Genomic DNA, 23,585 nt, shown 5'->3' with positions numbered 1-23,585 from the left:
GAAAATGTCTGATAATCCGACACTCCAGGATCCACGTAGCCTTTATCCGGCCCCACCGTTTCCCCAGCAACGCCAGGCAAGACCCGGCATTGCTGAAAAGATGTTGCCCGAACCCGATCACGGTGAACAATCCTATCAGGGTCACAATCGATTGGAGGGGCGGCGCGCACTGATCACCGGCGGCGATTCCGGCATCGGGCGAGCTGCAGCGATCGCTTTTGCCCGCGAAGGAGCCGATGTGGCAATTTCCTACTTGCCGGAGGAAGAAGAGGATGCGCAGTCGGTCATCGCTTTGATCCGCGCTGAAGGCCGCAAAGCGGTTGCCCTGCCCGGTGACATCAGTGACGAAGTCTGGTGCCGCGAAATGGTCGCACAGGCGGCGCATCAACTCGACGGGCTCGACATACTGGTTATCAACGCCGGCCGGCAGCAGTTCCGTGAAGAGATTTTCGAGCTCACCAGCGCGGATTTCGACAGAACCATGAAGACCAATCTTTACGCGCTGCATTGGATCGCTCAAACGGCAGAACCATTGCTGCCGGCCGGTGCAGCGGTGATCACAACCGCCTCCATACAGGCATACCAGCCTTCGGAAATCCTGCTGGATTATGCCACGACCAAGGCCGGTATCGTTGCTTATACCAAAGCCCTGGCCAAACAATTCATCAAAAAGGGCATTCGTGTGAATGCGGTGGCTCCCGGACCCGTCTGGACGGTGCTGCAGCCTTCTGGCGGGCAACCCGATGAGAAGGTCGTTCATTTTGGTGAGAACAGCGATTTCGGTCGACCGGGTCAACCCGTCGAACTGGCCCCCATCTATGTATTGCTTGCTTCCAATGAAGCAAGCTTCATCAATGGAGAAGTCTATGGCGCCACGGGCGGCAAGGGCATCGGCTAAATTCTGCCTCCCGGGTTTTCAGATGACTATCCACTATCACAACAAGGGTGCCGGTCGGCACCCTTTTTCCCGGTATGTCCAACCAGTCAACGGCATGGCGGGAACCAATAGTTATATCCGCCGTTGCCGTCCGTCATGACTTTGCAAGCAGGCAAGTTCTGCAAAGCAGAAATGGCGCCCTCTTCTACCTGGCGACAGCGGATAGCGAACAACAGTCGATGCACAACCCACTCTCTGGCTCATTCGCTGGCCCGATCGCGCTGGCCCCGATTGGCGTTGTCTCCGAAGGCTGTGGGCTCACCGCAAGCATCATGCAAAGCGCTGATCACCGCTCCATTGTGGGCCTTGTTCGCCGTCAACCCTCAGCCATTGGGTCTCATCACAACCTTGATGCAGCCATCCTGTTTGTCGCGAAACCTTTTATAGGCCTCAGGACCGTCTTCAAGGCCCAGGCGGTCGGTGATCAAAAAGGATGGGTCGATCTTCCCCTCTATGATCAATTGCAACAATGGCTCAAGATAGCGCTGCACATGGGTTTGTCCGGTCTTCAAGGTAAGACCCTTGCCCACCACTGCCCCCAGCGCCGTCGGAACTGCAGACCCCACGAATACGCCGGGGATCGACACAACGCCACCCGGACGACAAGCGAGAATTGCCTGGTTAAGGGCATAGGGCCGTTCACTGGCAGTAAGGCTTGATTGCAGGGCTTCGATCACCCCGCCCGCTCCATGACTTTCCATGCCCACTGCTTCGATCACCGCATCCGGTCCCTGACCGTTGGTCAGATCGATAATCTGCTGCTGAAGCTCCTCATCTGTGTAATCCAACACGTCTGCTCCTGCCTGCCGAGCCAAAGCGAGACGTTCTGGAATGGTATCAATCGCTATGACTTTCTCCGCACCCAATAAAAAGGCCGACTTGATTGCAAAGAGGCCGACTGGACCACAACCAAAAACCACCACGCTCTGTCCGGGCCGAATGTCGCAATTCTCCGCCGCCATATATCCGGTTGGAAAAATATCTGACAAAAAGAGGACCTGGTCATCCCTGAACCCGTCCGGTATCACGACCGAGCCGACATCGGCGAAAGGCACCCTGAGATACTGCGCCTGCCCACCTGGGAAACGTCCGTAAAGCTCGGAATAACCAAAGAGACCCGCCGTTGGATAACCGATCTGCTCAGCCTGCAAGGCAGCTTTTGGATTCGAGCGCTCACAGAGCGAAAAAAGACCACGGCTGCACATTCGGCACCCACCGCACGAAATCGTAAAAGGCACAACAATGCGGTCGCCCACCTTCAACTTGCGGCTTCCTTTGCCGACCTCCACCACCTCGCCCATGGTCTCATGGCCCATAATATCGCCGGCATGCATCCCTGGCACAAAGCCACCATAAAGATGCAGATCAGAGCCGCAGATGGCACAGCTTGTCACCTTGATGATCGCATCGCGCTCATCCTGGATGATTGGATCGTCGACTTCCTCACAACGTATGTCGCCAGTACCGTGCCACGTTAACGCCTTCATTGTCTTCTCCCTGTTTGCAACTGCGAGCATGCCCGCCAACGAGATGGCTGACTGGACGCCGGGTTTCCGTTCCCATTGTTGTCATTGTTCTCATTTTCATCCCCCGAACTCGTCCGCGCGGGAACTGTTCCATTTGCACAGGTTTTTCGTTGGGTGGTTTCGCAAAGCAAAGGGAACAAGTGCTTGCCAGCCGGGTTCGGCCATCAAGGCATCACGCCAAAAAGGAGTGTCCCATGCGATATCGAGATATCAACCCACCCAATGAGTGGGGCGAAGCACCAGATCAAGGCATTGCCGTCACACCCTCGACCGAAATGTACCTATTTGCCCTGCTTCCCCAGCAAGGAGCCGAAGCACAGGATCGAGCCCCGATTTCAGGCGGGCGGCTGGTCGCGGCTGCCTCTGCCGCCGATGCTAGACTGGTCGCCGCCGCAACAGAGTTCATGCAGGAAACAGATCAGCAGCCAAAGCCGGGCTTGAACCATAGTTCAGCGTTTCACGACGAAAAGCTCTACCGTGTCGAGCAAATCGACCAACGCCCCGTCGAAGCGGCTCGCGGTCTGATCGCAACCGAGTTTGATGAGCAATGCCATTCATTTCTCTCGCTGCCCAACCTGCGTCGTTAGCTGCGAAAAAACCCACACGCGGTTGCGATTATTCGCGCTACCGCCTATTTAAGGAGCGCGGACCTATCCTTGCTTCGCAATGTGTTTGGTGGCTTTGACGACCAAACCAGCCCTATAAGTGCGCACCCATCCAGGATGCTCATATGGTCATCGTTTAGTAAACCACGACTTGGATTGCGCAATGCATAAACCGCTCCCACCTTAAGGAGGGTTCAATATAGGGGTTGAGTGGTGACGGCACCAAAATTTGCGCCTCCCGCCATCGTCAACGCGCGGGCGGGAGGCCCTTTGCTTGTCACAGTTTGACCGCGGTTTCCCGCGCCCAGACGCGCAATTTTGCGCAGGCCGTGTAGAAATTCTGGATCGCCTTCTCGTCTTCAAGCAGAATCAGCCCTTCATCCATATCTGGATCAATTCCGGCACGTTGCAGCAGCGGCAGGCCACCTTGCGTGAAAGCGATGTATTTGCAATGTGCAAAGGCATCCGACACGAAATCCCGCGCTGTCGCTTCACCGCATAAGCGCTCCGCAGCCTGTTCCGAAAGCACGAGTGCAACTGCGTCAAACAAAACAGATGGACCGCCATCAACCATATAATCCGCAGCAATCAAGCTGCCATCCTCTGCCTCGACACCACCCACCTGCGGGGCGACGACCTCGACCATGGCATGGCCACCTGCAAACCGATCTTTAAGCGTGTTGAAGATTCCGGCATCAAAGCCTGCGCTCACCAGAACGCCGAGTTTCCGTCCCGCGAAGCTCTCGGGGCCGTTTTTGATAATACTGAGCGCTGGCGAGGGCTCTAGGTCCTGTCGCGGCATAAGCGCGGTGTCCGCAGCAGCGGGCAGCGCCTGAATACCAAGCTTATCAGCGACGTTGGTTGCCAGCCCCTCATCAATGTTGAGCAGGTGTGAAACCATTCTCTCCCGGATCTTCACGTTCTCGCATCGACTTAATTCAAACGTCAGCGCGGCGGCGATATGATGCTGTTCCACTTCTGTCTGACTGATAAAAAACTGTCGTGCCTGACTGTAGTGATCCGCGAAGCTTTCGGGGCGGAGCCGGAGCTTTTCACCCCGTTCCTCGGTCGGATAGGTCGTGAAACCTGCTTGAGGATCTTCTCGCGGCTCCTCCTGCCATGAATTGGGCTGATAATTCACCCGTCCCACGGGATTTCGCATCGCCATGTGCCCATCCTGCTGAAAATGATGAAACGGACATTTGGGAGCGTTGATCGGCAGATGTGTGAAATTGGTGCTGCCAAGTCGTTTAAGTTGCGTGTCGAGATAGGAGAAATTGCGCCCCTGAAGCAGGGGATCGTCTGAAAAATCGATACCCGGGGGCACGTTTTGCGTCATGAAGGCAACCTGTTCCGTCTCGGCAAAGAAGTTATCCGGCATGCGATCCAGAACCAATCGGCCGACCGGTATCGGGGCGAGAACCTCTTCAGGAATAATCTTGGTGGGATCCAGCACATCAAAATCAAAACTGTCGGCAAATTCCTGGTCGAAGACCTGCAGATTGAGTTCCCATTCCGGGAAATCTCCGGCTTGAATGGCGTTCCACAGATCGCGGCGATGAAAGTCCGGATCCGCCCCATTGATCTTGACGGCCTCGTTCCACAGCACCGATTGCAATCCGAGCATTGGCTTCCAGATGAATTTCACGAATGTGGGTTCGCCACTGGCATTGACCAGACGGAACGTGTGGACCCCAAATCCTTCCATGAACCGGAAAGAGCGCGGTAAGGCGCGGTCAGACATCACCCACATGATCATATGCATGGATTCCGGCGTGAGGCTGATGAAATCCCAAAAATTGTCATGCGCGGATTGCGCTTGCGGGAAACCGCGATCCGGCTCCGGCTTCACCGCGTGAATGATGTCCGGGAATTTTATCGCGTCCTGAATGAAGAAGACCGGTATATTGTTGCCGACAAGATCCCAGTTTCCTTCCTGGGTGTAGAATTTGACGGCGAAACCGCGCACGTCCCGCGCCAGATCAAACGATCCTTTTGAGCCCGCCACCGTGGAAAAGCGGACAAAAACCGGCGTTTTCTCGCCAGCACGCTGAAAAAGATCTGCCCGTGTATAGGCGGCCAGCGACGCATAATTCTCGAAATAGCCATGCGCGCCATATCCACGTGCATGAACCACGCGTTCGGGAATGCGCTCATGATCGAAATGAAAAATTTTCTCCCGAAAATGAAAATCCTCCATGAGAGCCGGGCCGCGCGACCCGATCTTGAGACTGTTCTGATCGTCGGCTATCGGTACGCCCTGGGCGGTGGTCAGCCGCGTCTTGCCCTCCTCGACAGTCTGATGAAGCTCTCCTCCCGCCCCTCTTTCAAGCTTCTGGTCGTGAATCGTGGCGGTTGCTGGCTGGCTTTTCCTGGCTGGCATTCGCTTTCTCCCTTCAAGAACTGCGCTCCTAACCCGCCGATTGGTTCAAGGTTCCCTAACCTTCAAGCCAAAGCTGCTTTTCGTTGTCATATCCTACCGAGCCAGGAGGTTCAGCGGACATCTCATCCCAAATTGCGACCAATGCAGTGGAGGGAGCGCGAAACATTTTGCAGTTGCTGTGGTTAGGTCAACCGCGACAATGCCGATCCATAACCGGTCAATAGCTGGGGTATGGCCGCCCCCCGACACCAAGAAACAGTCCGGTGCGCCCGGTGCTGGTGTAGACAATAAAGGAATAATAATGAGCAGCCGATCACAGAAGCCGTTGAAAGCTCTCGCTCTCAACGCGACATTGAAAACGTCTGACAAGCAGTCCTCGACAAAAAAGCTGTTATCCTATGTCGAAACTGAGCTTCATCCGTTTGGTGTGGAAACCGAGCATGTGCTTCTGACAGATTTTACCATTGCGTCTGGCGTCAGCTCGGATGAAGGTGGGGATGATCAATGGCCCGAGCTGCGACAGAAAATCGTCGAAGCCGATATTATTCTGATCGGCACGCCGATCTGGCTCGGCCAACCATCCAGCGTCTGCAAACGCGCTTTGGAACGTATGGACGCGTTTTTATCGGAAGCCGATGACAGAAACCGCATGCCCTCCTACGGACGCGTCGCGGCTGTCGTTGTGGTAGGAAACGAGGACGGAGCGCATCATGTTTCGGCCGAGCTTTTTCAGGCGCTCAATGATGTTGGCTTCACATTGCCTGCCAACGCCGTCACCTACTGGGTGGGCGAGGCCATGCAGTCCACCAACTTTATCGATCTCGACGAGATCCCCGAAGCCGTTGTGACCGCCACTAGGCTGCTGGCAGCCAATTGTGTTCACCTGGCTGCATGTTTGCGAGACGAGCCCTACCCGGGCTTCACGTGATACAGGGGCGAAACTCCGATAGCCGCTTTCTTAGCCGGAACGCGATGTTGGGATGGCCGTAACCATCACGTCAGTCTGCGGGCAGGCGGGCGGCTGACATAAGGACTTCCTGAAAGCCAAAACCGCCAGGCAACGTCCTGCGCGCGGCTGATCCCGATGCGAGGGCCTGTTTCAATGCGTGGATCCGCCTGTGAAGCGATCAGTTCGAACGGCTGATCAAAAAGTGGCGCGCCGTCAAGCTCAGCGGTAACCCCCATCGCCTGGGCAAGTTTCGCAGGTCCTGAGCCCAAAGCCAACTCATTGCTGGTCCCTCTTCTTTGTTGCATGAAAGCAAGACCCTTGGCGGGTGCTAGCGCTCGCAACAAGACAGCAGAACCATCCAGGCAGACAAAGTTCAAACACCAATGCAGACCGTATATTCGGTAGACATAAGCATGGCCAGGAGGTCCGAACATCGAACGATTTCTTCGGGACGGGCCTTTGAAGCTGTGGGAGGCGGGATCCATCCGGTTATAGGCTTCGGTCTCCACAATCATGCCCCCAACTCCCTCAAGCGTTAGCCCCCAGCCGATGAGCTGCGGTGCCACTACACTCGCATCGCGGGCAAAGAAAGATTGAAGATCATTATTTTTCAATTGGGAACATCTCCCTAAAGCCGGCGGCGTTCCGTCTTAAGTTGGCGCGACGGGATTGCACGTTCCCGGCAAAACATCAACTGTTCCGACGCTTCCTTGTTCCCTGGCTGCTGACCCTATCGCCCCCTCTGCCGAACCGCAATGGCGCACATTTTCTCATCGGTCGAGAAATTTGCCTGTCAATTGGAGCGGTAGTCAAACGGGCTTGCGCGCCAATTCGCTGCAGGAAAGTTTTTGAACGCCAAAGCGGAAGCGCGGCAATTGTGAATATGCGCAATGAAAACTCTCCCAAAAGCCAAGGGTTTATCTTCGCGCTTCCGCAGCCCGCGCACGATCCAGATCGTAAGCCACGCGACCAAGGTCGCTCATTGCCGATGTCATGCGCATCGCGGGTTCATGTCGGGGAACAAAGCTGTTTCACAGTGGTTGGGGGCATGTTCCACAAGAGGAGATTTAGACATGACAGAAGCAAAAGAATGGCTCGTGCAGTGGCTGCGTGACGCCCATGCCATGGAGGAACAGGCGGAGACAATGATGAATGGCCTCTTGTCCCGGATTGAGAACTATCCGGTGCTGGCCGAACGCATTCAACAGCATGTCGAGGAGACCAAAAGACAAGCTTCGCGTCTTGATCAATGCCTTAAGATTCTCGGCGAGGATTCCTCGGCGCTTAAGGATGCGGGTGGTAAGATGATGGCGATGGCACAATCGCTGAGCGGGGTATTTGCAGGCGACGAAATATTGAAAGGTTCTCTTGCCAGCTATTCGTTCGAGAACATGGAGATCGCCTCCTACCGTATTCTGATTTCGGCAGCCACCTTTCTCGGTGAATCCGACATCGCGCGGCTTTGTGAGGAAAGCCTTCGAGAAGAACAGCAAATGGCGAAATGGCTTGAAGATCATCTCGATGAGACGACGCAGATGTTCCTCAACCGCAGCCTACACGAAGGCGTTTCCGAAAAGCGATGACCCCTGGCTCTGCGAAAGTGCGGTTGCAGGTCGTGCAACCGCATCGCGTCCAACAAGCCTGCGCAACAACAAGCAGCGGGTGCGGACCTTGCCGCAAAACGCGGAGACAAACCCAAAGCAGAGCTTCGGGGAGCCTCGAAACAAATGGAAAACACGATGAGTAAAAAAGAGCTCGAGGAACTCGCTTCAACCAAACACAAGGGCAAGCCTTCGCATAAGAAAAAGCAATCCTGATCGGGAACAGTCTGAAGGCATCCAGTTCAAATTATGGCCTAGGGATCAATTATCGATCAGTGTGGTTCGCGCTCCTACGCATTCGTTGAAGTTCGCCACGCTTAAATTGCCATAGGCCGTCGCCCGCCTTTCGTTGTAGGACGCATGGCGTGTGATTTATCGAAATGCTAATCTATGTCCTGCTGTAAAGCGGGTTCATTTCTTGCTGTGTTTCACATTATATTCACGACATGCTTTGGCATCCTGTCCCGGCGCGCATTTCCTTAGCTTTTCTGCCTTGCGTTGCGCATCTTCCTGCTGCTCCTGCGGAGATTTCGGCGCCGATTTGCTGTTGGGTGGAACAGGTTTAGCGCCCGTAGTGGAATTGTTGCCAGGGACCTCGGGTTCTTGTCCACTTGATTGATTGGGAAGGCCGGATTCTTCAGCCGATACGGCACTCGGCAGATGACACAGTGCCATGGTGAAGAGGACCGCAGCAATGGTGGCAGGTTTCATGGTTCACTCCTTAGGCTGGGCTAGCCTTGACTGCGCTTGCTCCCCATCTAACATCCCAGCGGTTAGAATGTTCCGCGCCGCTTCTGGCAACGATAATCATTTTGGGTATAGCCCAAGACCTCCAGCGTCGATGGATTGATCGTTCTCCTTATCGACAACGCGTGGGTTGAAGCCTTCTGCGGACAATGGTTGCGACAAAAAAATCATTGGCAGAGAACAGAGCCTCATGATGTTTTTCGCTTTGCCTTCCTCCGCTCACCTCAACATTTAACCAAACGAGAAGGATGACTGCGACCCCGAGCACTGCAGACAGCACTATGGAAGCTGCATGAAGGCCGCTATCAAGCCGCGTGGAAAGCTTTGGCTTGCCAAATCTGTCTCGGCTCTGGATCATTTTAACACATTGAAACATCACCAGATAAGCAACCATTGCCAGAAGACCCGAGGTCCATGCAAAATCCTGCCCAAGCGTTGGATTGCCCGGTACGCCCAGAATCTACGGCAACAGCAGCAAACCGCATAGACAAGCGGCGAAACTGGCAAAGTAGCGTCTGAAGAAGCGAGGAACCATCTGAAATCCGGATGCGTTATTTTGCAATCAGTTGCTTATAGCAACAATGGTGCGATGGATGGAAACGACATCGTGACGGGGGCAGTGTAACTTTAACCTATGCGCGAACACAGCTGTATCTATGATACTGATATCATGCGGATTTCAAGCATGCTATTTCACGCCAGGTCTGCATGGCTGGAGTTTCATGTGGCTTAGGTCCTTTAAAAATCCTGTTGGATGAAACCGGGAAAACAATCTGGCTTAGATTGGGGATGTTTCTGGTCACTCCCACTATGTTTCTACTCTGGAGATGGATTAAGAAGTGCTTTCTTCCATTTAATTAGCTGGAAAAGTCATAATTACATCAATCTCCGTGCCCCTTGATCGGCCGGTCGAGACGACGTTGATTGGCACCAATGGCGCCAGTTCCGGTGTTTGCTATTTTCAGATGGCGGGCAAGGCCGGTCAACGCATGGCGCAGGATATCGAAGGGGTTGTGCCCAAGGGTCCCCTTGTCAAACTGGAAGCCGGAAGTCTGATCGGCGTGTTGTTTCTTGAGAGCGTGCTGCAACCCTCGTCTGGCCTAGCATCACGGAACGAAGCAATGCCATGAATAGGGACGAGGATCTTTACGGCCGGACCATCATGTGGCGGGAAACCATGCGCACTCCCTCGTTTTTCCTGCTCGACGCGCATTGCATTTTTGTCCTGCCGCTGTTCCTCTTCCATAAAAGGTGGTGGACATTCGCAGTGCTGCTCGTCACAGTTCTGTCTTTCGCTGCCATGCGATTGTTTCAGTATCGCCCGTCAAGTGCTGTGCGCGCATTCAGATCGGTGCTTGCCGGTCCTCTGCGCCAGCCCTTTGGCGACAGCAGACTGCGTCCTGGCGTGGATTACGGTTTTGAATATCGCATTGAAGGCAAAAAAAAAGCGCTTCAGACATTAAGGCGCATTCGCTGTTTGTTGCGGATGTCCCCCGTGCAAAGCTCCACGCTTTTGCAGGGTTTTTTGAGTGCGCAGAGCACGGCAGGAACAAAAACCATCTTTCGCGGTTGTTGTCTCAGTGATCAGGTGCCGAGGAGACCGCGGGGCCAGCGACGGTCAAGTTCTTCCTTCTCTCGTCTCGCGGCAGCAAGACGCTGCGGGTCAGAATTGAGCAGTCTGGCATCACCGCTTTATAGTGGACGTCTCGATGTGGCACTGACAGCTTGATGAGGACAGTCATGGCCCGCGATAAACTCGCAACCTACAAAAAAAAGCGCGACTTTGAAAAGACGCAGGAGCCAAAAGGCGCGAACCGGCCAAAGGCCTCGAAGAAGCTGCGCTTCGTTATTCAGAAACATGCTGCGACGCGACTGCATTACGATCTGCGTCTCGAACTTGACGGTGTTTTCAAATCCTGGGCCGTAACCAGAGGACCCTCTCTTGATCCCGGCGACAAGCGCCTGGCGGTCGAGGTCGAAGACCATCCGCTTGATTACGGGGATTTCGAGGGAACGATCCCCAAAGGTCAATATGGCGGCGGCACTGTGATGCTCTGGGACCGTGGTTACTGGACACTAGAAGGAGAACTGACCGCCGGCGAGGCGCTTGCCAAAGGCGATCTGAAATTCACGCTGGAAGGTAAGCGACTGCATGGCAGCTTTGTGCTGGTGCGCATGAAAGCGGATCACAACGGCTCCAAGCGCACCAACTGGTTGCTGATCAAGCATCAAGACGCGTTTTCCGTGTCCGGCGACGGTGCTGCCGTTTTGGACGACAATGACACCTCTGTCGCATCCGCTCGTTCCATGCAGATGATAGCAACCGGCAAAGGCAGAAAGCCGCGCCCCTTCATGGTTGAAACTGACGCTATCGCGGCAGACGCCGTTTGGGAAAGCGGTCATGGCCTTGCTGCTAAAAAGCGCGAAAAGAACAAAAGGATGTCGGAGACCGCCAAGTCAAAGCCCGCCACCATGCCGGACTTCATCCCACCCCAATTATGCGAAACCCGCGAGAGGCCGCCGGCTTCGAAAAACTGGATTCACGAAATCAAATTCGACGGCTACCGCATCCAGATGCACGTCAATTCTGGCATAGTCACCTTGAGAACCCGAAAGGGTCTCGACTGGACAGAAAGATTTCCAGCCATTGTAAAAAGCGCGGCAGCACTCCCCGACGGCATCATCGATGGGGAAATCTGCGCCCTGGACGAAAGTGGAGCACCTGATTTTGCAGCGTTGCAGGCAGCTTTGTCCGAGGGCAAAACCGATGCCCTGGTTTATTTCGCGTTTGATCTGCTTTTTGACGGCAGCGAGGACCTGCGGCAACTTCCGCTCACCCACCGCAAGCAACGACTCGATCAGATGGTAGAAAGCGTCAGTGAGGATCCGCTGATCCGCTATGTGACACATTTTGAAACAGGCGGGGAAGCGGTTCTGCGTTCCGCCTGTCGTCTTTCGCTGGAAGGCATCGTTTCCAAACAGGCGGACGCCCGCTATGTCTCAAGTCGTTCCGACAGCTGGGTCAAGTCCAAATGCCGTTCAGGCCATGAAGTGGTGATTGGCGGCTATGCCGCGACCAAGGGCAAATTCCGTTCTTTGCTCGTCGGCGTCAATCGCGGCAGACATTTCGTATATGTTGGTCGTGTCGGCACCGGCTATGGCGCAAAAACCGTTGCGGGCATTCTACCGAAACTTCGTGCGCTTGAGGCCAAGAAATCGCCTTTTACTGGTATCGGTGCGCCCAAGGGAGGCACCGATATCAAATGGATGAAACCGCAATTGGTCGCAGAGATACAATTCGCCGGGTGGACGGCAGACGGCCTCGTTCGCCAAGCGGCGTTCAAAGGGTTGCGCGAGGACAAGCCAGCGAAAGAGGTGGTTGCCGAAAAGCCGGCAGCGCCGAGCGACGTCGATGTCCCTGAAAACGACACCGCAAAGCCTGGACTTATTCTCGCCTCTCAAGCAGGCGGCAAACCCAATATCATGGGCGTATTGATTTCGAGCACTGATAAGACACTCTGGCCGGATGCCGGGGATGGAAAGCCGGTCACAAAACTCGATCTCGCCCGCTATTACGAGGCGGTGGGACCGTGGTTGATCAACCATGTCAAAGGCCGGCCCTGCTCGGTGGTTCGCGCGCCCGATGGTTTGCAGGGCGAGCAGTTCTTCCAGCGTCACGCGCTCCCAGGTACCTCGAACCTGATCGAACTTGTAAAGGTGTTTGGTGACAGGAAGCCCTATCTCCAGATCGATCGGGTGGAAGGGCTCGCAGCAGTCGCTCAAATGGGTGGCGTCGAACTGCATCCGTGGAATTGTTTATCCTATGAACCCGAAATCCCTGGTCGGCTGGTGTTTGATCTCGATCCTGGCCCTGACGTGGCTTTTTCGAGCGTTATCGAAGCGGCGCTGGAAATGCGCGATCGCCTTGATCAGCTTGGTCTGGTCAGCTTCTGCAAAACCACGGGCGGCAAGGGACTGCATGTGGTCACGCCGCTTGGCCGCGGCAAACGCAAAAAACTCAGCTGGGCAGAAGCCAAGGGTTTCGCACACGATGTTTGCCAGCAAATGGCCGGCGACTTGCCCGACCGCTACCTGATCAAAATGGCCAAAAGCCAGCGCAAAGGCCGTATTTTCCTGGACTACCTACGCAATGACCGCATGTCGACAGCCGTTGCACCGCTCTCACCCCGAATGCGCGAGGGGGCAACGGTGTCGATGCCGCTCAACTGGACCCAGGTCAGAAGGGGCCTCGACCCCAAGCGATTTACAATCCGGACCGTTCCCGCGCTGCTCGGAAAGAAAATGGTCTGGGAGGACTATTTTGACGAGCAACGTTCTCTGCGTGAGGCGATAAAGAAGCTCGAAAAATCGATACGTCCACCAGCTTGAGCAATCGTCAGCACTGTACGCGCACCCGCGATGAGAATGGGGTTGCATTCGTAGTGCAATATATGAATCCTTTTGTAACATCGTATTTCTGCAAGTGTTTGCACCACGATTTGTGAAGCTCGGGTGCCCTTCGCGTAAGCGGAGCAAATTTGGTGGCCAAGACCCTGTTTCTGATTCCAAGTCAGAAATATTAAACACTGTGCATATCGTAAGTTCCGCATCGATATTTCATGGCTATGGGATTCCTGATTTTGGCAAATCATGATTCTCTTTTGCGATGCCGAAGAGAATGCTTCCCTCGCCCAAGCATGCTGACACGCTTTCACTGAACGCGTTGCGCAGTCTGGTCACGGGTTTGGTTGAGAAAACCGAACGTGCAGAGGCTCGGCTTGAAAAACTGGAAGCTGAGAATACAGCACTCCGTAAGGAGAATGCCGAGCTCCGTCTGGAAAACACCCGGCTTAAAGTTGAGAACCAACTCCTTCGCGATGAAATTGCGCGGCTGAAAAACCTGCCGCCACGGCCGCCGTTCAAACCGTCGGGCATGGATAAGGCAACGGACGCGAAAGCTCAGGACAAGCAGGCGGGCAAGAAGAAGCCGCGTGGACCGAAACTGGATGTCGAGCGCGTTGATCGGGATGTGGTTTTTCATGCCCGTGTTCCGGACGGTTCACGCTTCAAGGGCTACAAGAGCTATTACGTGCGCGATATAGTTTTGCGCGCTGAGGTTATTCACTACCGGCGCGAATGCTGGGTTGCTCCGAACGGTAAGACTATTCTTGCGCCGCTACCTGCCGGAATCGTCGGTGGTTATGGCCCAAACCTCAGGCGGCTCTGCCTGATGCTGCATGCGCAAGGTCAGGTCACAGCGCAACGGTTGTCGACCCTGCTTAATGACATCGGCATGGACATCTCCAAACGCCAGGTTGTGCGTTTGCTCACTAGGGGGCTGGATGGCTTTGTTGCTGAGGATGCTGCCGTTCTGCATGCTGGCCTGGTGTCGGAAGCCTATGTAACGGTCGATGACACCGGGGCCCGTCATGCGCGTGATAACTTCTATACCACCCATATTGGCGGCGAGCATTTTACCGTCTTTCGCACCACGAAAACAAAATCCCGCCTGAACTTCCTGTCGCTCTTGCGCGGCAATTACCAGGATTATGTGCTTAACGATGCTGCTTCTGATTATCTGAAGACGCGACATGGCGTGGATCCGACAGTCATCGCCAGGCTGCAAACACGCACACCTCAACGCTTTTGCAACCAGGTCCCCTTTCTGGAACACCTGGCGCAAAAAGGTGTCGACATCTTCGATAAGGACATGGTTCGGGCCGTCGCGGAAGCGGGCATCTGGGGTTCTGTTCGCCACCACGGCCTGCTGGGCAATGCCGTCATTATCTCCGACGATGCCGGCCAGTTCCGGGTTGGCAATCATGCGCTGTGCTGGGTGCATGCGGAGCGACTGCTGCAAAAGCTGATGCCGGCGACGCCACAGCACGTCCGGTGGGTGGAAAATATACGCGATCTCATTTGGAGCTTCTACAAGGCGCTCAAGGCATTCAGGCAGAAGAGCCCCTCACCAGGATCAATCAGCGCTTTCCGGCAACGGTTTGACCGCATCTTCTCTATCCGGACGGGTTGTGTGGAGCTGGACAAGCTGTTGGCACGCCTGCTACGCCGCAAGGAAGAACTGCTCAAGGTTCTCGAACGCCCGGAAATTCCGTTGCACACCAACGCGTCCGAGAGCGATCTGCGCAGCTGCGTCACCAAACGCAAGATCTCGGGTGGCACAATGAGCAAAGAGGGGCGCATTGCCCGCGATACCATGCTGGGCCTTATGAAGACCTGCAAAAAGCTTCGGCTTTCCTTCTGGCATTATCTCGGCGACCGGCTTGGTATATCCAGTCAACAAACAGCCATTCCGGAGCTTGCAGGCCTCATTATCGCCAAGGCCTGATCCCACTTACTTACGACGGCCAGGCTTTGAGAAAGGCACCACCCGACCTGCTCTTGCTGGTGCTTCATCCATAATATGACCACCTGTCACGCTCAGTAATGATGGTGAAACATTCCACTGTTTGTCGTCATCCGTGTGCACCGTCACCGTCTTGCGATTGCGACGAATAACAAAGCCTCGAACCATCGTACCATCTGGCCCTTCAAACATCACGCCACTGCCGATCTTGATCTCCTGCAGCACAGCGGCTGTCTTTTGTTGATGGAGAAACTGCAATCGTTCAACGATGTGCCGGTTCAATTCCATCAGCGTGGCTTCATCAAGACTATCAATATCGAGCTCGGTAATCGGCGTCTTCTTCATCGTGCAATCTATACGACCTTCTTGGGCAAAAGGAATTATGGTAGATTGCAACTCACCGTGCAACTGCACAACAAAATGGCACCGCCAACGGATATGCCCCGCTTACCCCGCTTAACCCCTGAACATTACCCGCACTCCATAGACTAACATAGTCAATATATTGGATAAATTCTCCGATATGAAACCGAATAAATGCCCTACTTTCGTTACATAGACGCTATCTTTCTGTCCCTCTAACATCCGATAAGTACCTCTTATCGGAGGTGATTGATTTCAGGCCGCAAATCAGTGAGAATCGGAGCAAAAGCAGCGCACGAACCAAGCGCTTTCGACCCTTTAGAGGACAGGTTTTTGAGCGCAACATCCAACTCAGCTGTCGAACGCCGCGCCGAAACACTCGACACGATTGCCGCCGTGTTGCCGATGCACCGGCGCGATATGCTGGCAGGTATTCTGAGCGATGAAGATGTCGCAACGCTCCGGCATCTCGTCAATGAGGGCATGGGCGAAAACACCCTGCGCGCACTGACTTCAGACCTGGCCTATCTTGAAGCCTGGTCACTCGCTGCAACCGGCAGCCCCGTCCCCTTCCCCGCACCCGAAGCCCTGTTGCTCAAATTCATCGCGCATCATCTTTGGCGTCCGCAGCAACGCGAGATCGAACCCGATCATGGCATGCCGGCCAACGTGGAAACAGACCTGCGCCGAGGTGGCTTTCTGCGGGTATCTGGACCGCATGCGCCTGCCACCGTCCGCCGTCGTCTGGCCAACTGGTCGACACTCACCCGTTGGCGCGGCCTGGAGGGTGCGTTTTCATCGCCGTCCGTCAAATCGGCCATCCGGCTTGCGGTGCGTGCCGTGAACCGGCCACGCAGCCGCAAGAGTGCCAATGCGATTACCGGCGATATTCTGGGCAAGCTGCTGGCAACCTGTTCCGGCGAGGATCTCACCGCCTTGCGTGACCGGGCCATCCTGATGGTGGCCTTTGCGTCAGGCGGGCGAAGGCGCAGTGAAATCGCCGGTTTGCGTATAGAACAGCTCGTCAAACAGACGCCCGTCACCGATGAGGACGGTTCTCCCCTACCCTCACTCGGCATTCATCTCGGTCGCACCAAAACCAGTGGTGCCGATCACGATGAAATCGTCTATCTGACCGGTCGGCCCGTTGAAGCTCTTACCATCTGGCTGGAAGCAGCCAGGATCGACAAGGGCTGTGTGTTTCGAAAAGTCGATCGCTGGGGCAATGTGTCCGCGCGAGCGCTCGAACCCAGCGCCGTCAACCGGATCGTCAAACAGCGCGCGCAAATGGCAGGGCTGGATGCCACAGAGTTCTCCGCCCACGGTCTTCGCTCCGGCTATCTCACCGAAGCCGCCAATCGTGGCATTCCGCTGCCTGAAGCCATGGAACAATCACGTCATCGCTCCGTGCAACAAGCATCCGACTATTACAACAATGCCAAACGGCGCAGCGGACGGGCGTCACGGCTGCTATGATGTCCGATGCTTAATCAATGATCGACCTTGAGGAGCGCGATGGCCAGCGACTGCTGCGTTAAGACCGTTGGACAGGAATTCATCATACCACGAGATCATATGACCAATATTCTCATTTGCAGGGTGGGAAGCATCTGCAACAATCAACTCAGCGCTGATATGAGCCATGGAAACTACAGAACGGGCGGTCTCCGGCACGTAATGCAATTCTTCCCCGGCTTCATGGCGCGCGCGTATGATTTGATATCAAATATTTTCCGGAGAAGTCGACGTACTCGCAAACATCAATTGCCGCATTCATCATGCTCCTTATCAGATTCCAATTCCTACGCATGCAGACTCCGTCGATATTGAGCAATGTTATGCTGATCGTATGGTCGAATGGCTTCAAAGCAACGCTATAACAACAATCATTCCTTTCGCCTGCCTCCAATTATTGCGGACGATCTGCATGTCTGAATAGTGTTGGAAGCGGTCGTTGCGATGGTCACCATAGAAGGGCTGCATTGCCGACGAAGCGGACGTTGAACGGACCTGTAAGTTGGTGCTACGGTCGCGCAGGGATTTCGTTACAATAACCAAATCTTCTGAGGAGAATGGGCAGCATGATAGGCTACGTAACCGTTGGCGCTGACGATATCGCTCGCGCGAGAAGGTTTTACTCTGCGTTCCTGCCAGCGCTTGATTACGAGCTGACTGAGGGGACCGAAGGCCTGAGCTACGTGCTACCCGAACAGCCGGGCCCGTCAGCCGCTCTGCCGGATTTCTACGTCAAGCCTCCCTTCAACGGGCGCCTGGCTTCAGCTGGCAACGGTACAATGATCGCATTCCAGGCTCGCAGTCAAAAACAGGTTCGTGACCTTCACGCCGCCGCGCTTGCCGCAGGGGGCGTTGACGAGGGCCAACCGGGCTTCCGTAACTCATACGGTCCTAAATTTTATGTCGGTTACCTACGCGACCCTCAGGGCAATAAGATCGCCCTGTTTTCCAACGATCCAAACGAACCCGGGAGAGACGATTAGCGCGAGTACCTCGGGCGACATAGGTCATTTTCGTCCGGCTTGTAAAAGGTCCGCAATAAGGCCCAACCTGTCATTGCAAGATTGATTTGCGTATGTCTGCAACGGGGGTGGAAAGCTGACTGGCCGCTTTGCGATCGAAAAAGGAGAATCGTACGAACGTGGCAACACTCAGCCGGATGCTCAATTTGCGATCAAACGAGGTCGGGCTGTGAATCTGGAATGTCCAAGTTATCCGCGCCCTGCTCTCCAATATTGCCATCGGTAGCTTCCCACCAATCGCCTAACGCATCGATGAGCGGCACCAGTCGCTCTCCGGCAGTTGTCAGGTCGTACTCGACGCGAAGTGGATAGCCCCCGAATTCGGTACGGCGTACAATACCAGCATCCTCGAGCTTCCGCAGTTCGAGCGTCAACATCTTGTGAGAGATTGTCGGATTGTCCCGGCGAAGATCACTGAACCGCTTCGTACCTTCCTGCAGATAATAGATCAGCAACGTCGGCCAACGACCGCTGAGAATCAGCATGACCTCTTCGATAGGGCAGCGGGAAATAACGTCTTTCATCAGCAGCTCATGGTAACAAAAAAGTGCGTAATTTACTTGGCGAAACCGCCTGCTAAGGTTCGGCTTCGCTGCGCAGCGTGATCAGAAGAAATCATGGAGAACAAGAACATGGAACCCATACTCTTATACGGCTTTCCGGCGGGAAGCTCTATGGGACTCGTCGCCGCTCTCGAATGGATGGGCAGGCCCTATAAGCTCTGCCGCGTCGACATGCTCGGCGAGATGCGTGATCCATCCTACAAGCGGATCAATCCGCGCGTTGAGACACCCGCGTTGGTAGCAGATCAAGGTGACGTACTCACCGAAACCATGGCTATCGCTGCGTGGCTGGAGGCCCGAGACACCGAGCGGCGCATTAGCTTCGATCCACTGTCGCACGAAGCCGACCGGATGCATCAGTTGATGGCGTTCATCAACACCGGATTCACCGGAGTGTTTGGCCCCCTTTGGGCTGCGATGGAAATGCAGCCCCCCAACCCGGCGATGCAATCGGCCTTGAAAGAATGGGGCAGCGAAGGCGTCATCGAACGCCACGACCGGCTTGAGGAGATGATTGCAGACTCTCGATTTCTGATCGCCGATAATCCGACACTAGCTGACGGCATTCTGATCGGGGTCGCCCGTTGGCTCGACTTCCATCAAGTGGCCGACATGGCGCGCTGGCCAAAACTTGCTGCCCTTAGAGGACGCATCGAAGCCGATCCGGCCGTCGTTTATGCGACATCGCTGGAGAACGGTGAGATATCGCCAGGCAATGGAGCTTGCCGAGGCCATGTCGATTTGACGGAAGTTATCGACCAGTTCGGCTTCAAATAGCCCCAAGATGCGCGGCCTACGATCATCTACGCAGGGACGCGGAAGAGCAACGTTTGAATTGGTTTCCAAAAAGACAGCTGGCTTGTCGCGAATATCAGGAGTTCCGCGTAAAAAACTCGTGTTCAAGCAGCCCCATCATTACGTCGTCGTGCCAGGTACCATTTACAAACGCCGCCTCTCGTTCCCTGCCTTCAATGACGAATCCGCATTTTTTATAAGCTGGGATTGCACGTTGATTGTAAGCAAGCACCCGGATTCCTATTCGATGAAGCTGCAAGTCAGCAAAGGCGTGTCGCAGAAGCAATAAAATAGCTTCGCTGCCCAAGCCTTTGCCCAGCAATTGCGGATCGAGAATTCCAACCGCCATCGACGCACGCCGGTCGTGTAAATCAACATTATCCAGCCTGATTTCGCCGATCAGTCTGCCGTGAATCTCGATCACCCAGGCATGCGGATGATCGATGAGCCTCTGGACCCATCGCGTCGCACCGTCTCTTGTCAACGGAAGTTGGAGGCCCCGACTCACTCCAAACATCTCTATTATTTCTGCGTGATTACCCAGGGAAAGGCGAGCTTCCACATCCTCAACGGACGCTTGCCGGAGCCGAAGGTTTCTTCCTTCCAATATTGCCGTCATAGCTTCCTCCAAACGTTCTGCAAGAATTTCCAATCAAGCGACAAATCTGCATCGGTTTATGTGACTAATACTCCTCACGGCACCGGTCATGAGCAAGGTCCGCGTTCCAGAGTGCTGAAGATGACCACGAACGGCCGAGATCAACATCGAGAATGGTCGCTCCACCGATGGAGCCTACGTCCCCGCCGTGCCGACCAAGTGTGGTGCCGATCCGCGCAGTGGCAGCCGATCTTGACTATACAACAATGCCAGTCGGCACAGTTTTTCAAGGCTGCTTTGAAGTCAGGCAATCTGGTGCATTTGTCTAAAGCTTCTCCCATGCGCTAGTATCTGGATACCTGTTGCAACAGACTTTTATCGGGAGGATGCCACGCCAAACGTTATCGATAGCCGTCTCGTCAACGCTTTCCTTGATAATGCAAGCTTGTCGGAAACCGATCTTTTGCCGGATACAATCTCTGGTCAGATTGATGAGCGTCGTCGTAGGCAAGGTGGATTGTGGGTAGGGGGCAAGTGCGAACTGACAGCCGCCACTCTGAGTTTCCGCCTAAACGACATGAACCGGGCATTGCATCCTCATCCTGACGAATTGAGTGTTGAAATACATTTGGAGGACATCGTCGGGATTTCAGTTCACCGCAGACTGATTACAGACGCCATAACCGTCAAATTTGCTACCGGAGTACTGAAAATCCGATGCTTTAGGGCCAAATCCTTTACTGCGGCAATCGAGGCTGCGCGACTGGCCATGCATGAACAGGCCGTCAAAACGGAGCAGGGACAGCCCAATCGATAGAGACACGATCAGGAAGACCAGACCGGAAGGGTGCTCACAACAGTGACCCCTCCCCTTGTTGACAAAAGAAAAGCCGTTGAGTTTCTGAAACACCCCCAACGCGGAGATGGCATTCATCAGGGTGCGGCCAAAACGCAGGCCCTTACCTATGCTCTCGAAGCAATAATCGAAGAAAGCCTTCTTGAGAATTTCAGGTACAGGGAAAGTATGGCAAGAGGAGCGGTGGTCTTTTCGTTGGCGAGTAGAAAACGGACGGACGCCATGGCATTGTCGCGGCTATGACAGATGAACCCAGTTTGCACTTTAGCGGCTTTTCGCTTTGGATAGATGGACGCCAGTTCCCGGATGTGTTGGACTTCTGGGATGGGAATTGGCTGATGGTTCGCGCGCGCATGGAGGCTAACGGCGCACATGTCGAATGTGCAGGGCCAATCCTGATGACTACGGACATCAGGAAATTCCGCGGTCAACTAGATGTATTGGCGACCTCTTTGGCAGGCGAAGCCACACTCAAGGGCTTGGAACCGGAAATCAATGTCGTTCTGAGAATGCAGAAGTTGGGTCATGTTGAAGCGGTGATTGAAATTACTGCTGATCACATCAATCAATATCATCGTTTCATCGTGGAGGGAGACCAGTCCTACCTGCCCGGACTTATCCGTTCATGCGATGCCATTCTCTGCAAGTTTCCTGTCATCGGAAAGGAGAGTGTCTGATCGAAAGACAACCAGCCAGTTTAGCTATTACGAACTAAAACGGCCGGGTTGAGGTGGGAAACGGTCAGTCGGCTTGCAGGCAGGGAGGGTAGAAGCGGCAAGTAGTGCCGCAAAAATCTGCCGTGCAAGTCGGACTTTCACGTCCGACTATCGCGACAAAGGTTCCCGTGAGAATTCAAAGTTAGCGCGTCCCGATGCAAAGTTCAGGATTTCCGAGACAAGTTAGCCGCATACCGCACGGAGTTCGGCGATCATGCCGGTGAGAAATCCATCAGATGGCAGAATCAAACAACTAATTTTGCGGCGAACGGAGGAGGCAGAACTCTTCGCCCCGGAAGCGAAGTGCAACATAGCTGCATTGGTTCATATGATCGATCAAACAGGCTTGCTCCGGCGTTGCCATTTCTTCCATCGTGCAGCGCTCTTGCGCACATACCTTACTATAAATCTGACCGGTGGGAACATACGCCACGAAAAGCGAGGTCTTCGGTCCTTTCGGGTTGAGGGTTTCATATGCGGCTGTTAACCTCTCGAAAGCCGCAACATCTTCCCCCACAGGGTCACGGTCGATCCCCATCTCGCCAACCTCACCGACCATTTTCATGTAGCGCAGATGTTCTGATTGAGAACAAACTAGTCGATCAGCCTTTGCGGGGATCGAATACGCCAAGATAATGGCACTGAGGATAACCGCCAACTTCCGTATCATTTCGCGTTTCGTCTGTGCTTGAGGGCCGTATAAAGTTTTTGGTTTTGCTGTCAATTTCCTGTCTCTCTTGACGAGTCAACCTAAAAAACTGCGCCAACTCCAGCCATCCTAGTGTCCATTGCAAGGAAAGTCATTCATAACGACAAGGGTCGCAATGAGGTCCAAAAGCCGACAGTGTCGAACGCACAAGAGAGCGATAGGAATTTGGCGCAAAGCTGCCGACCATTTCGGCAACAAAGCACAAAAATAAGGCTACATCTAGAGCGCGTTGCGACACCAACGAATGGAACAAATATTATGGCCACTTTTATTCTGATACCCGGGGGATGGCAGGGCGGGTGGGTCTACCGGAACTTAGCAGACATATTGACAAGGCACGGGCACAACGTCGTGCCGGTAACGCTTTCGGGACTGGGCAATGTTCCTGCTCCCATGACCAACCTTGAAAGCCACATAGGTGAAGTCGCCGAACTCGTGCAGTCGCAAACCTGCGATGACCTAGTTCTTGTCGGGCAATCCTATGGCGGGATGGTCATGAGCGGCGTCGCAGACATCAATCCGACGCCAATCCGGGCCCTGATCTACGTCGATGCCTACGTACCCGATTCAGGAGACTCTGTGTGGTCGCTGACAACACCCCGTTTTCGGGACATGTTTGTCGCAGGTGCAGCGGCTGACGGGTTGAATTGCGCGCCACCACCCAGTCTCGACTCGAGATGCCGCCCACATCCGATCGGAACGTTTCTCCAATCAATTACACTCACTGGACGCTGGCGAGATGTTCCGCGCAAGACATTCGTAGGCGCACATGGCTGGGAAGGAAGTCCTTTCCTTGAGCTTTATCGACGCCTGAGCCACCAGCCGGACTGGACAACCTTTTCGCTCAATTGCGGACACAACGTAGCACGCCTGGAGCCGAAGGCCTTAAGTCGAATATTGTTGGAACAGAATTGATCGGCAAACCACCGCAGGTCATCTGAGATGTCTCGGGATGACTGAGGCCCGCCACACCTGGTCTACCCGTCCACATCGACCCCAGCATGCTTCGAAGCGACTGCTGTCGTTGACTATCCGACTAAGATAAGTTGACCTGCTAAAGCTCGATCACAATTTAAAGAGTTCATGAAAGTAAGAAGCCTGCGCACGAAAATGCTGGTTTTCAAAAACTTTATCCTCTTGCCTGCTTTTCCTGTTTGCATCAACAAGTGAATAATCGGCACCATAATCGCCGTGATAAACAAGCACTTTGTTTAGATAAATTTGTTTCTGATAGCCAATACGAACAGCTATGCCATCACACGCGCCATGTAGTGTATTTATGCCCATTTCTCCATTACGATTTTAATCCAAAAACAAAAGCCCCCTCCCCTCTCCG

The 23,585-nt window shown here is 54.4% G+C and carries 24 protein-coding genes; 14 read left to right on the top strand and 10 right to left on the bottom strand.

Translation table 11 applies throughout. From position 1 onward, the window contains the following. Positions 1 to 4 precede the first annotated feature (4 nt). Positions 5 to 898 carry an SDR family oxidoreductase gene (locus CEV32_RS05070; RefSeq protein WP_094574764.1) on the top strand — a complete coding sequence of 298 codons (894 nt, stop codon included), beginning with the start codon at positions 5 to 7 and terminating at the stop codon, positions 896 to 898. A 362-nt stretch (positions 899 to 1,260) separates the two neighbouring features. Here CEV32_RS05070 and CEV32_RS05065 read toward each other — a convergent pair whose 3' ends face one another. Then, positions 1,261 to 2,424, bottom strand: coding sequence for a zinc-dependent alcohol dehydrogenase (locus CEV32_RS05065; protein ID WP_094574762.1), 1,164 nt, complete (start codon positions 2,422 to 2,424; stop codon positions 1,261 to 1,263). A gap of 233 nt (positions 2,425 to 2,657) precedes the next feature. Between CEV32_RS05065 and CEV32_RS05060 the strand changes: the two genes are divergently transcribed. Beyond that, positions 2,658 to 3,050, top strand: coding sequence for a hypothetical protein (locus CEV32_RS05060; RefSeq protein WP_094574760.1), 393 nt, complete (start codon positions 2,658 to 2,660; stop codon positions 3,048 to 3,050). A 295-nt stretch (positions 3,051 to 3,345) separates the two neighbouring features. Here the strand turns inward: CEV32_RS05060 and katE are convergent, their stop codons facing one another. Further along, complete coding sequence (katE, locus tag CEV32_RS05055) at positions 3,346 to 5,451, bottom strand: catalase (RefSeq protein ID WP_094574757.1); 2,106 nt, start codon at positions 5,449 to 5,451, stop codon at positions 3,346 to 3,348. A gap of 301 nt (positions 5,452 to 5,752) precedes the next feature. On the opposite strand from katE, the gene CEV32_RS05050 reads away from it, so the two are divergent. Beyond that, on the top strand, positions 5,753 to 6,379 hold the full coding sequence (locus tag CEV32_RS05050; protein ID WP_094574755.1) for a flavodoxin family protein: 627 nt from the start codon (positions 5,753 to 5,755) through the stop codon (positions 6,377 to 6,379). Positions 6,380 to 6,444: 65 nt separating this feature from the next. Here CEV32_RS05050 and CEV32_RS05045 read toward each other — a convergent pair whose 3' ends face one another. Then, positions 6,445 to 7,014, bottom strand: a complete 570-nt coding sequence (locus tag CEV32_RS05045; RefSeq protein ID WP_094574753.1) for a DNA-3-methyladenine glycosylase — start codon at positions 7,012 to 7,014, stop codon at positions 6,445 to 6,447. A gap of 459 nt (positions 7,015 to 7,473) precedes the next feature. Between CEV32_RS05045 and CEV32_RS05040 the strand changes: the two genes are divergently transcribed. Continuing rightward, entirely contained in the window at positions 7,474 to 7,983 is a 510-nt protein-coding gene (locus CEV32_RS05040; RefSeq protein ID WP_094574751.1) for a ferritin-like domain-containing protein, read from the top strand. A 3-nt stretch (positions 7,984 to 7,986) separates the two neighbouring features. Next, positions 7,987 to 8,217, top strand: coding sequence for a DUF3008 family protein (locus tag CEV32_RS05035; RefSeq protein WP_376857394.1), 231 nt, complete (start codon positions 7,987 to 7,989; stop codon positions 8,215 to 8,217). Between the two features lie 195 nt (positions 8,218 to 8,412). On the opposite strand, the gene CEV32_RS05030 is transcribed toward CEV32_RS05035, so the two are convergent. Next, positions 8,413 to 8,712, bottom strand: a complete 300-nt coding sequence (locus tag CEV32_RS05030) for a hypothetical protein (RefSeq protein ID WP_094574747.1) — start codon at positions 8,710 to 8,712, stop codon at positions 8,413 to 8,415. A gap of 926 nt (positions 8,713 to 9,638) precedes the next feature. On the opposite strand from CEV32_RS05030, the gene CEV32_RS23595 reads away from it, so the two are divergent. From CEV32_RS23595 to CEV32_RS05000, 4 genes are all read left to right on the top strand, one after another. Then, positions 9,639 to 9,878, top strand: a complete 240-nt coding sequence (locus CEV32_RS23595) for a hypothetical protein (protein WP_094574743.1) — start codon at positions 9,639 to 9,641, stop codon at positions 9,876 to 9,878. After that, the gene (icmT, locus tag CEV32_RS05015) at positions 9,875 to 10,477 is read left to right on the top strand and encodes an IcmT/TraK family protein (RefSeq protein ID WP_094574741.1); all 603 of its coding nucleotides are present in this window, start codon (positions 9,875 to 9,877) and stop codon (positions 10,475 to 10,477) included. Before CEV32_RS23595 ends, icmT begins: the two co-directional genes overlap by 4 nt. An 11-nt stretch (positions 10,478 to 10,488) precedes the next feature. Further along, the gene (gene ligD / locus CEV32_RS05010) at positions 10,489 to 13,137 is read left to right on the top strand and encodes a DNA ligase D (RefSeq protein WP_094574739.1); all 2,649 of its coding nucleotides are present in this window, start codon (positions 10,489 to 10,491) and stop codon (positions 13,135 to 13,137) included. A 277-nt stretch (positions 13,138 to 13,414) separates the two neighbouring features. Continuing rightward, entirely contained in the window at positions 13,415 to 15,094 is a 1,680-nt protein-coding gene (locus CEV32_RS05000; RefSeq protein ID WP_143128788.1) for an IS66 family transposase, read from the top strand. Positions 15,095 to 15,100: 6 nt separating this feature from the next. On the opposite strand, the gene CEV32_RS04995 is transcribed toward CEV32_RS05000, so the two are convergent. After that, the gene (locus CEV32_RS04995) at positions 15,101 to 15,457 is read right to left on the bottom strand and encodes a hypothetical protein (protein WP_094574737.1); all 357 of its coding nucleotides are present in this window, start codon (positions 15,455 to 15,457) and stop codon (positions 15,101 to 15,103) included. 423 nt (positions 15,458 to 15,880) lie between these two features. Here CEV32_RS04995 and CEV32_RS04990 point away from each other — a divergent pair, with 423 nt between their 5' ends. Both CEV32_RS04990 and CEV32_RS04980 read left to right on the top strand, forming a co-directional pair. Further along, on the top strand, positions 15,881 to 16,951 hold the full coding sequence (locus tag CEV32_RS04990; RefSeq protein ID WP_374883459.1) for a site-specific integrase: 1,071 nt from the start codon (positions 15,881 to 15,883) through the stop codon (positions 16,949 to 16,951). A 605-nt stretch (positions 16,952 to 17,556) separates the two neighbouring features. Then, complete coding sequence (locus tag CEV32_RS04980; RefSeq protein WP_094574735.1) at positions 17,557 to 17,973, top strand: VOC family protein; 417 nt, start codon at positions 17,557 to 17,559, stop codon at positions 17,971 to 17,973. Between the two features lie 191 nt (positions 17,974 to 18,164). On the opposite strand, the gene CEV32_RS04975 is transcribed toward CEV32_RS04980, so the two are convergent. Then, positions 18,165 to 18,536, bottom strand: coding sequence for a winged helix-turn-helix transcriptional regulator (locus tag CEV32_RS04975; RefSeq protein WP_094574732.1), 372 nt, complete (start codon positions 18,534 to 18,536; stop codon positions 18,165 to 18,167). A 108-nt stretch (positions 18,537 to 18,644) separates the two neighbouring features. On the opposite strand from CEV32_RS04975, the gene CEV32_RS04970 reads away from it, so the two are divergent. Continuing rightward, positions 18,645 to 19,352: a glutathione S-transferase family protein gene (locus tag CEV32_RS04970; RefSeq protein WP_094574730.1), complete on the top strand. Its 708-nt coding sequence runs from the start codon at positions 18,645 to 18,647 to the stop codon at positions 19,350 to 19,352. 94 nt (positions 19,353 to 19,446) lie between these two features. Here CEV32_RS04970 and CEV32_RS04965 read toward each other — a convergent pair whose 3' ends face one another. Beyond that, positions 19,447 to 19,989 carry a GNAT family N-acetyltransferase gene (locus CEV32_RS04965; protein ID WP_094574728.1) on the bottom strand — a complete coding sequence of 181 codons (543 nt, stop codon included), beginning with the start codon at positions 19,987 to 19,989 and terminating at the stop codon, positions 19,447 to 19,449. A 628-nt stretch (positions 19,990 to 20,617) separates the two neighbouring features. After that, the gene (locus CEV32_RS23345) at positions 20,618 to 20,902 is read right to left on the bottom strand and encodes a hypothetical protein (protein WP_138787086.1); all 285 of its coding nucleotides are present in this window, start codon (positions 20,900 to 20,902) and stop codon (positions 20,618 to 20,620) included. Positions 20,903 to 21,063: 161 nt separating this feature from the next. Here CEV32_RS23345 and CEV32_RS04950 point away from each other — a divergent pair, with 161 nt between their 5' ends. Continuing rightward, positions 21,064 to 21,501 carry a WapI family immunity protein gene (locus CEV32_RS04950; protein WP_094574722.1) on the top strand — a complete coding sequence of 146 codons (438 nt, stop codon included), beginning with the start codon at positions 21,064 to 21,066 and terminating at the stop codon, positions 21,499 to 21,501. A gap of 292 nt (positions 21,502 to 21,793) precedes the next feature. Here CEV32_RS04950 and CEV32_RS04945 read toward each other — a convergent pair whose 3' ends face one another. After that, positions 21,794 to 22,264 (bottom strand): hypothetical protein, encoded by a 471-nt coding sequence (locus tag CEV32_RS04945; protein WP_128094906.1) that lies wholly within the window; start codon positions 22,262 to 22,264, stop codon positions 21,794 to 21,796. A gap of 243 nt (positions 22,265 to 22,507) precedes the next feature. Here CEV32_RS04945 and CEV32_RS04940 point away from each other — a divergent pair, with 243 nt between their 5' ends. Further along, a complete protein-coding gene (locus CEV32_RS04940; protein ID WP_094574718.1) occupies positions 22,508 to 23,164 on the top strand; it encodes an alpha/beta fold hydrolase in 657 nt (218 codons plus the stop codon). Positions 23,165 to 23,314: 150 nt separating this feature from the next. Here CEV32_RS04940 and CEV32_RS04935 read toward each other — a convergent pair whose 3' ends face one another. Continuing rightward, entirely contained in the window at positions 23,315 to 23,536 is a 222-nt protein-coding gene (locus CEV32_RS04935) for a hypothetical protein (RefSeq protein WP_094574716.1), read from the bottom strand. Positions 23,537 to 23,585 lie beyond the last annotated feature (49 nt).

Source organism: Brucella rhizosphaerae (genome assembly GCF_002252475.1).
GTDB classification, from domain to species: Bacteria; Pseudomonadota; Alphaproteobacteria; order Rhizobiales; family Rhizobiaceae; genus Brucella; species Brucella rhizosphaerae.
Note: the sequence above shows the minus strand (reverse complement) of the source record. Positions and strands in the feature narration are given on the sequence as shown.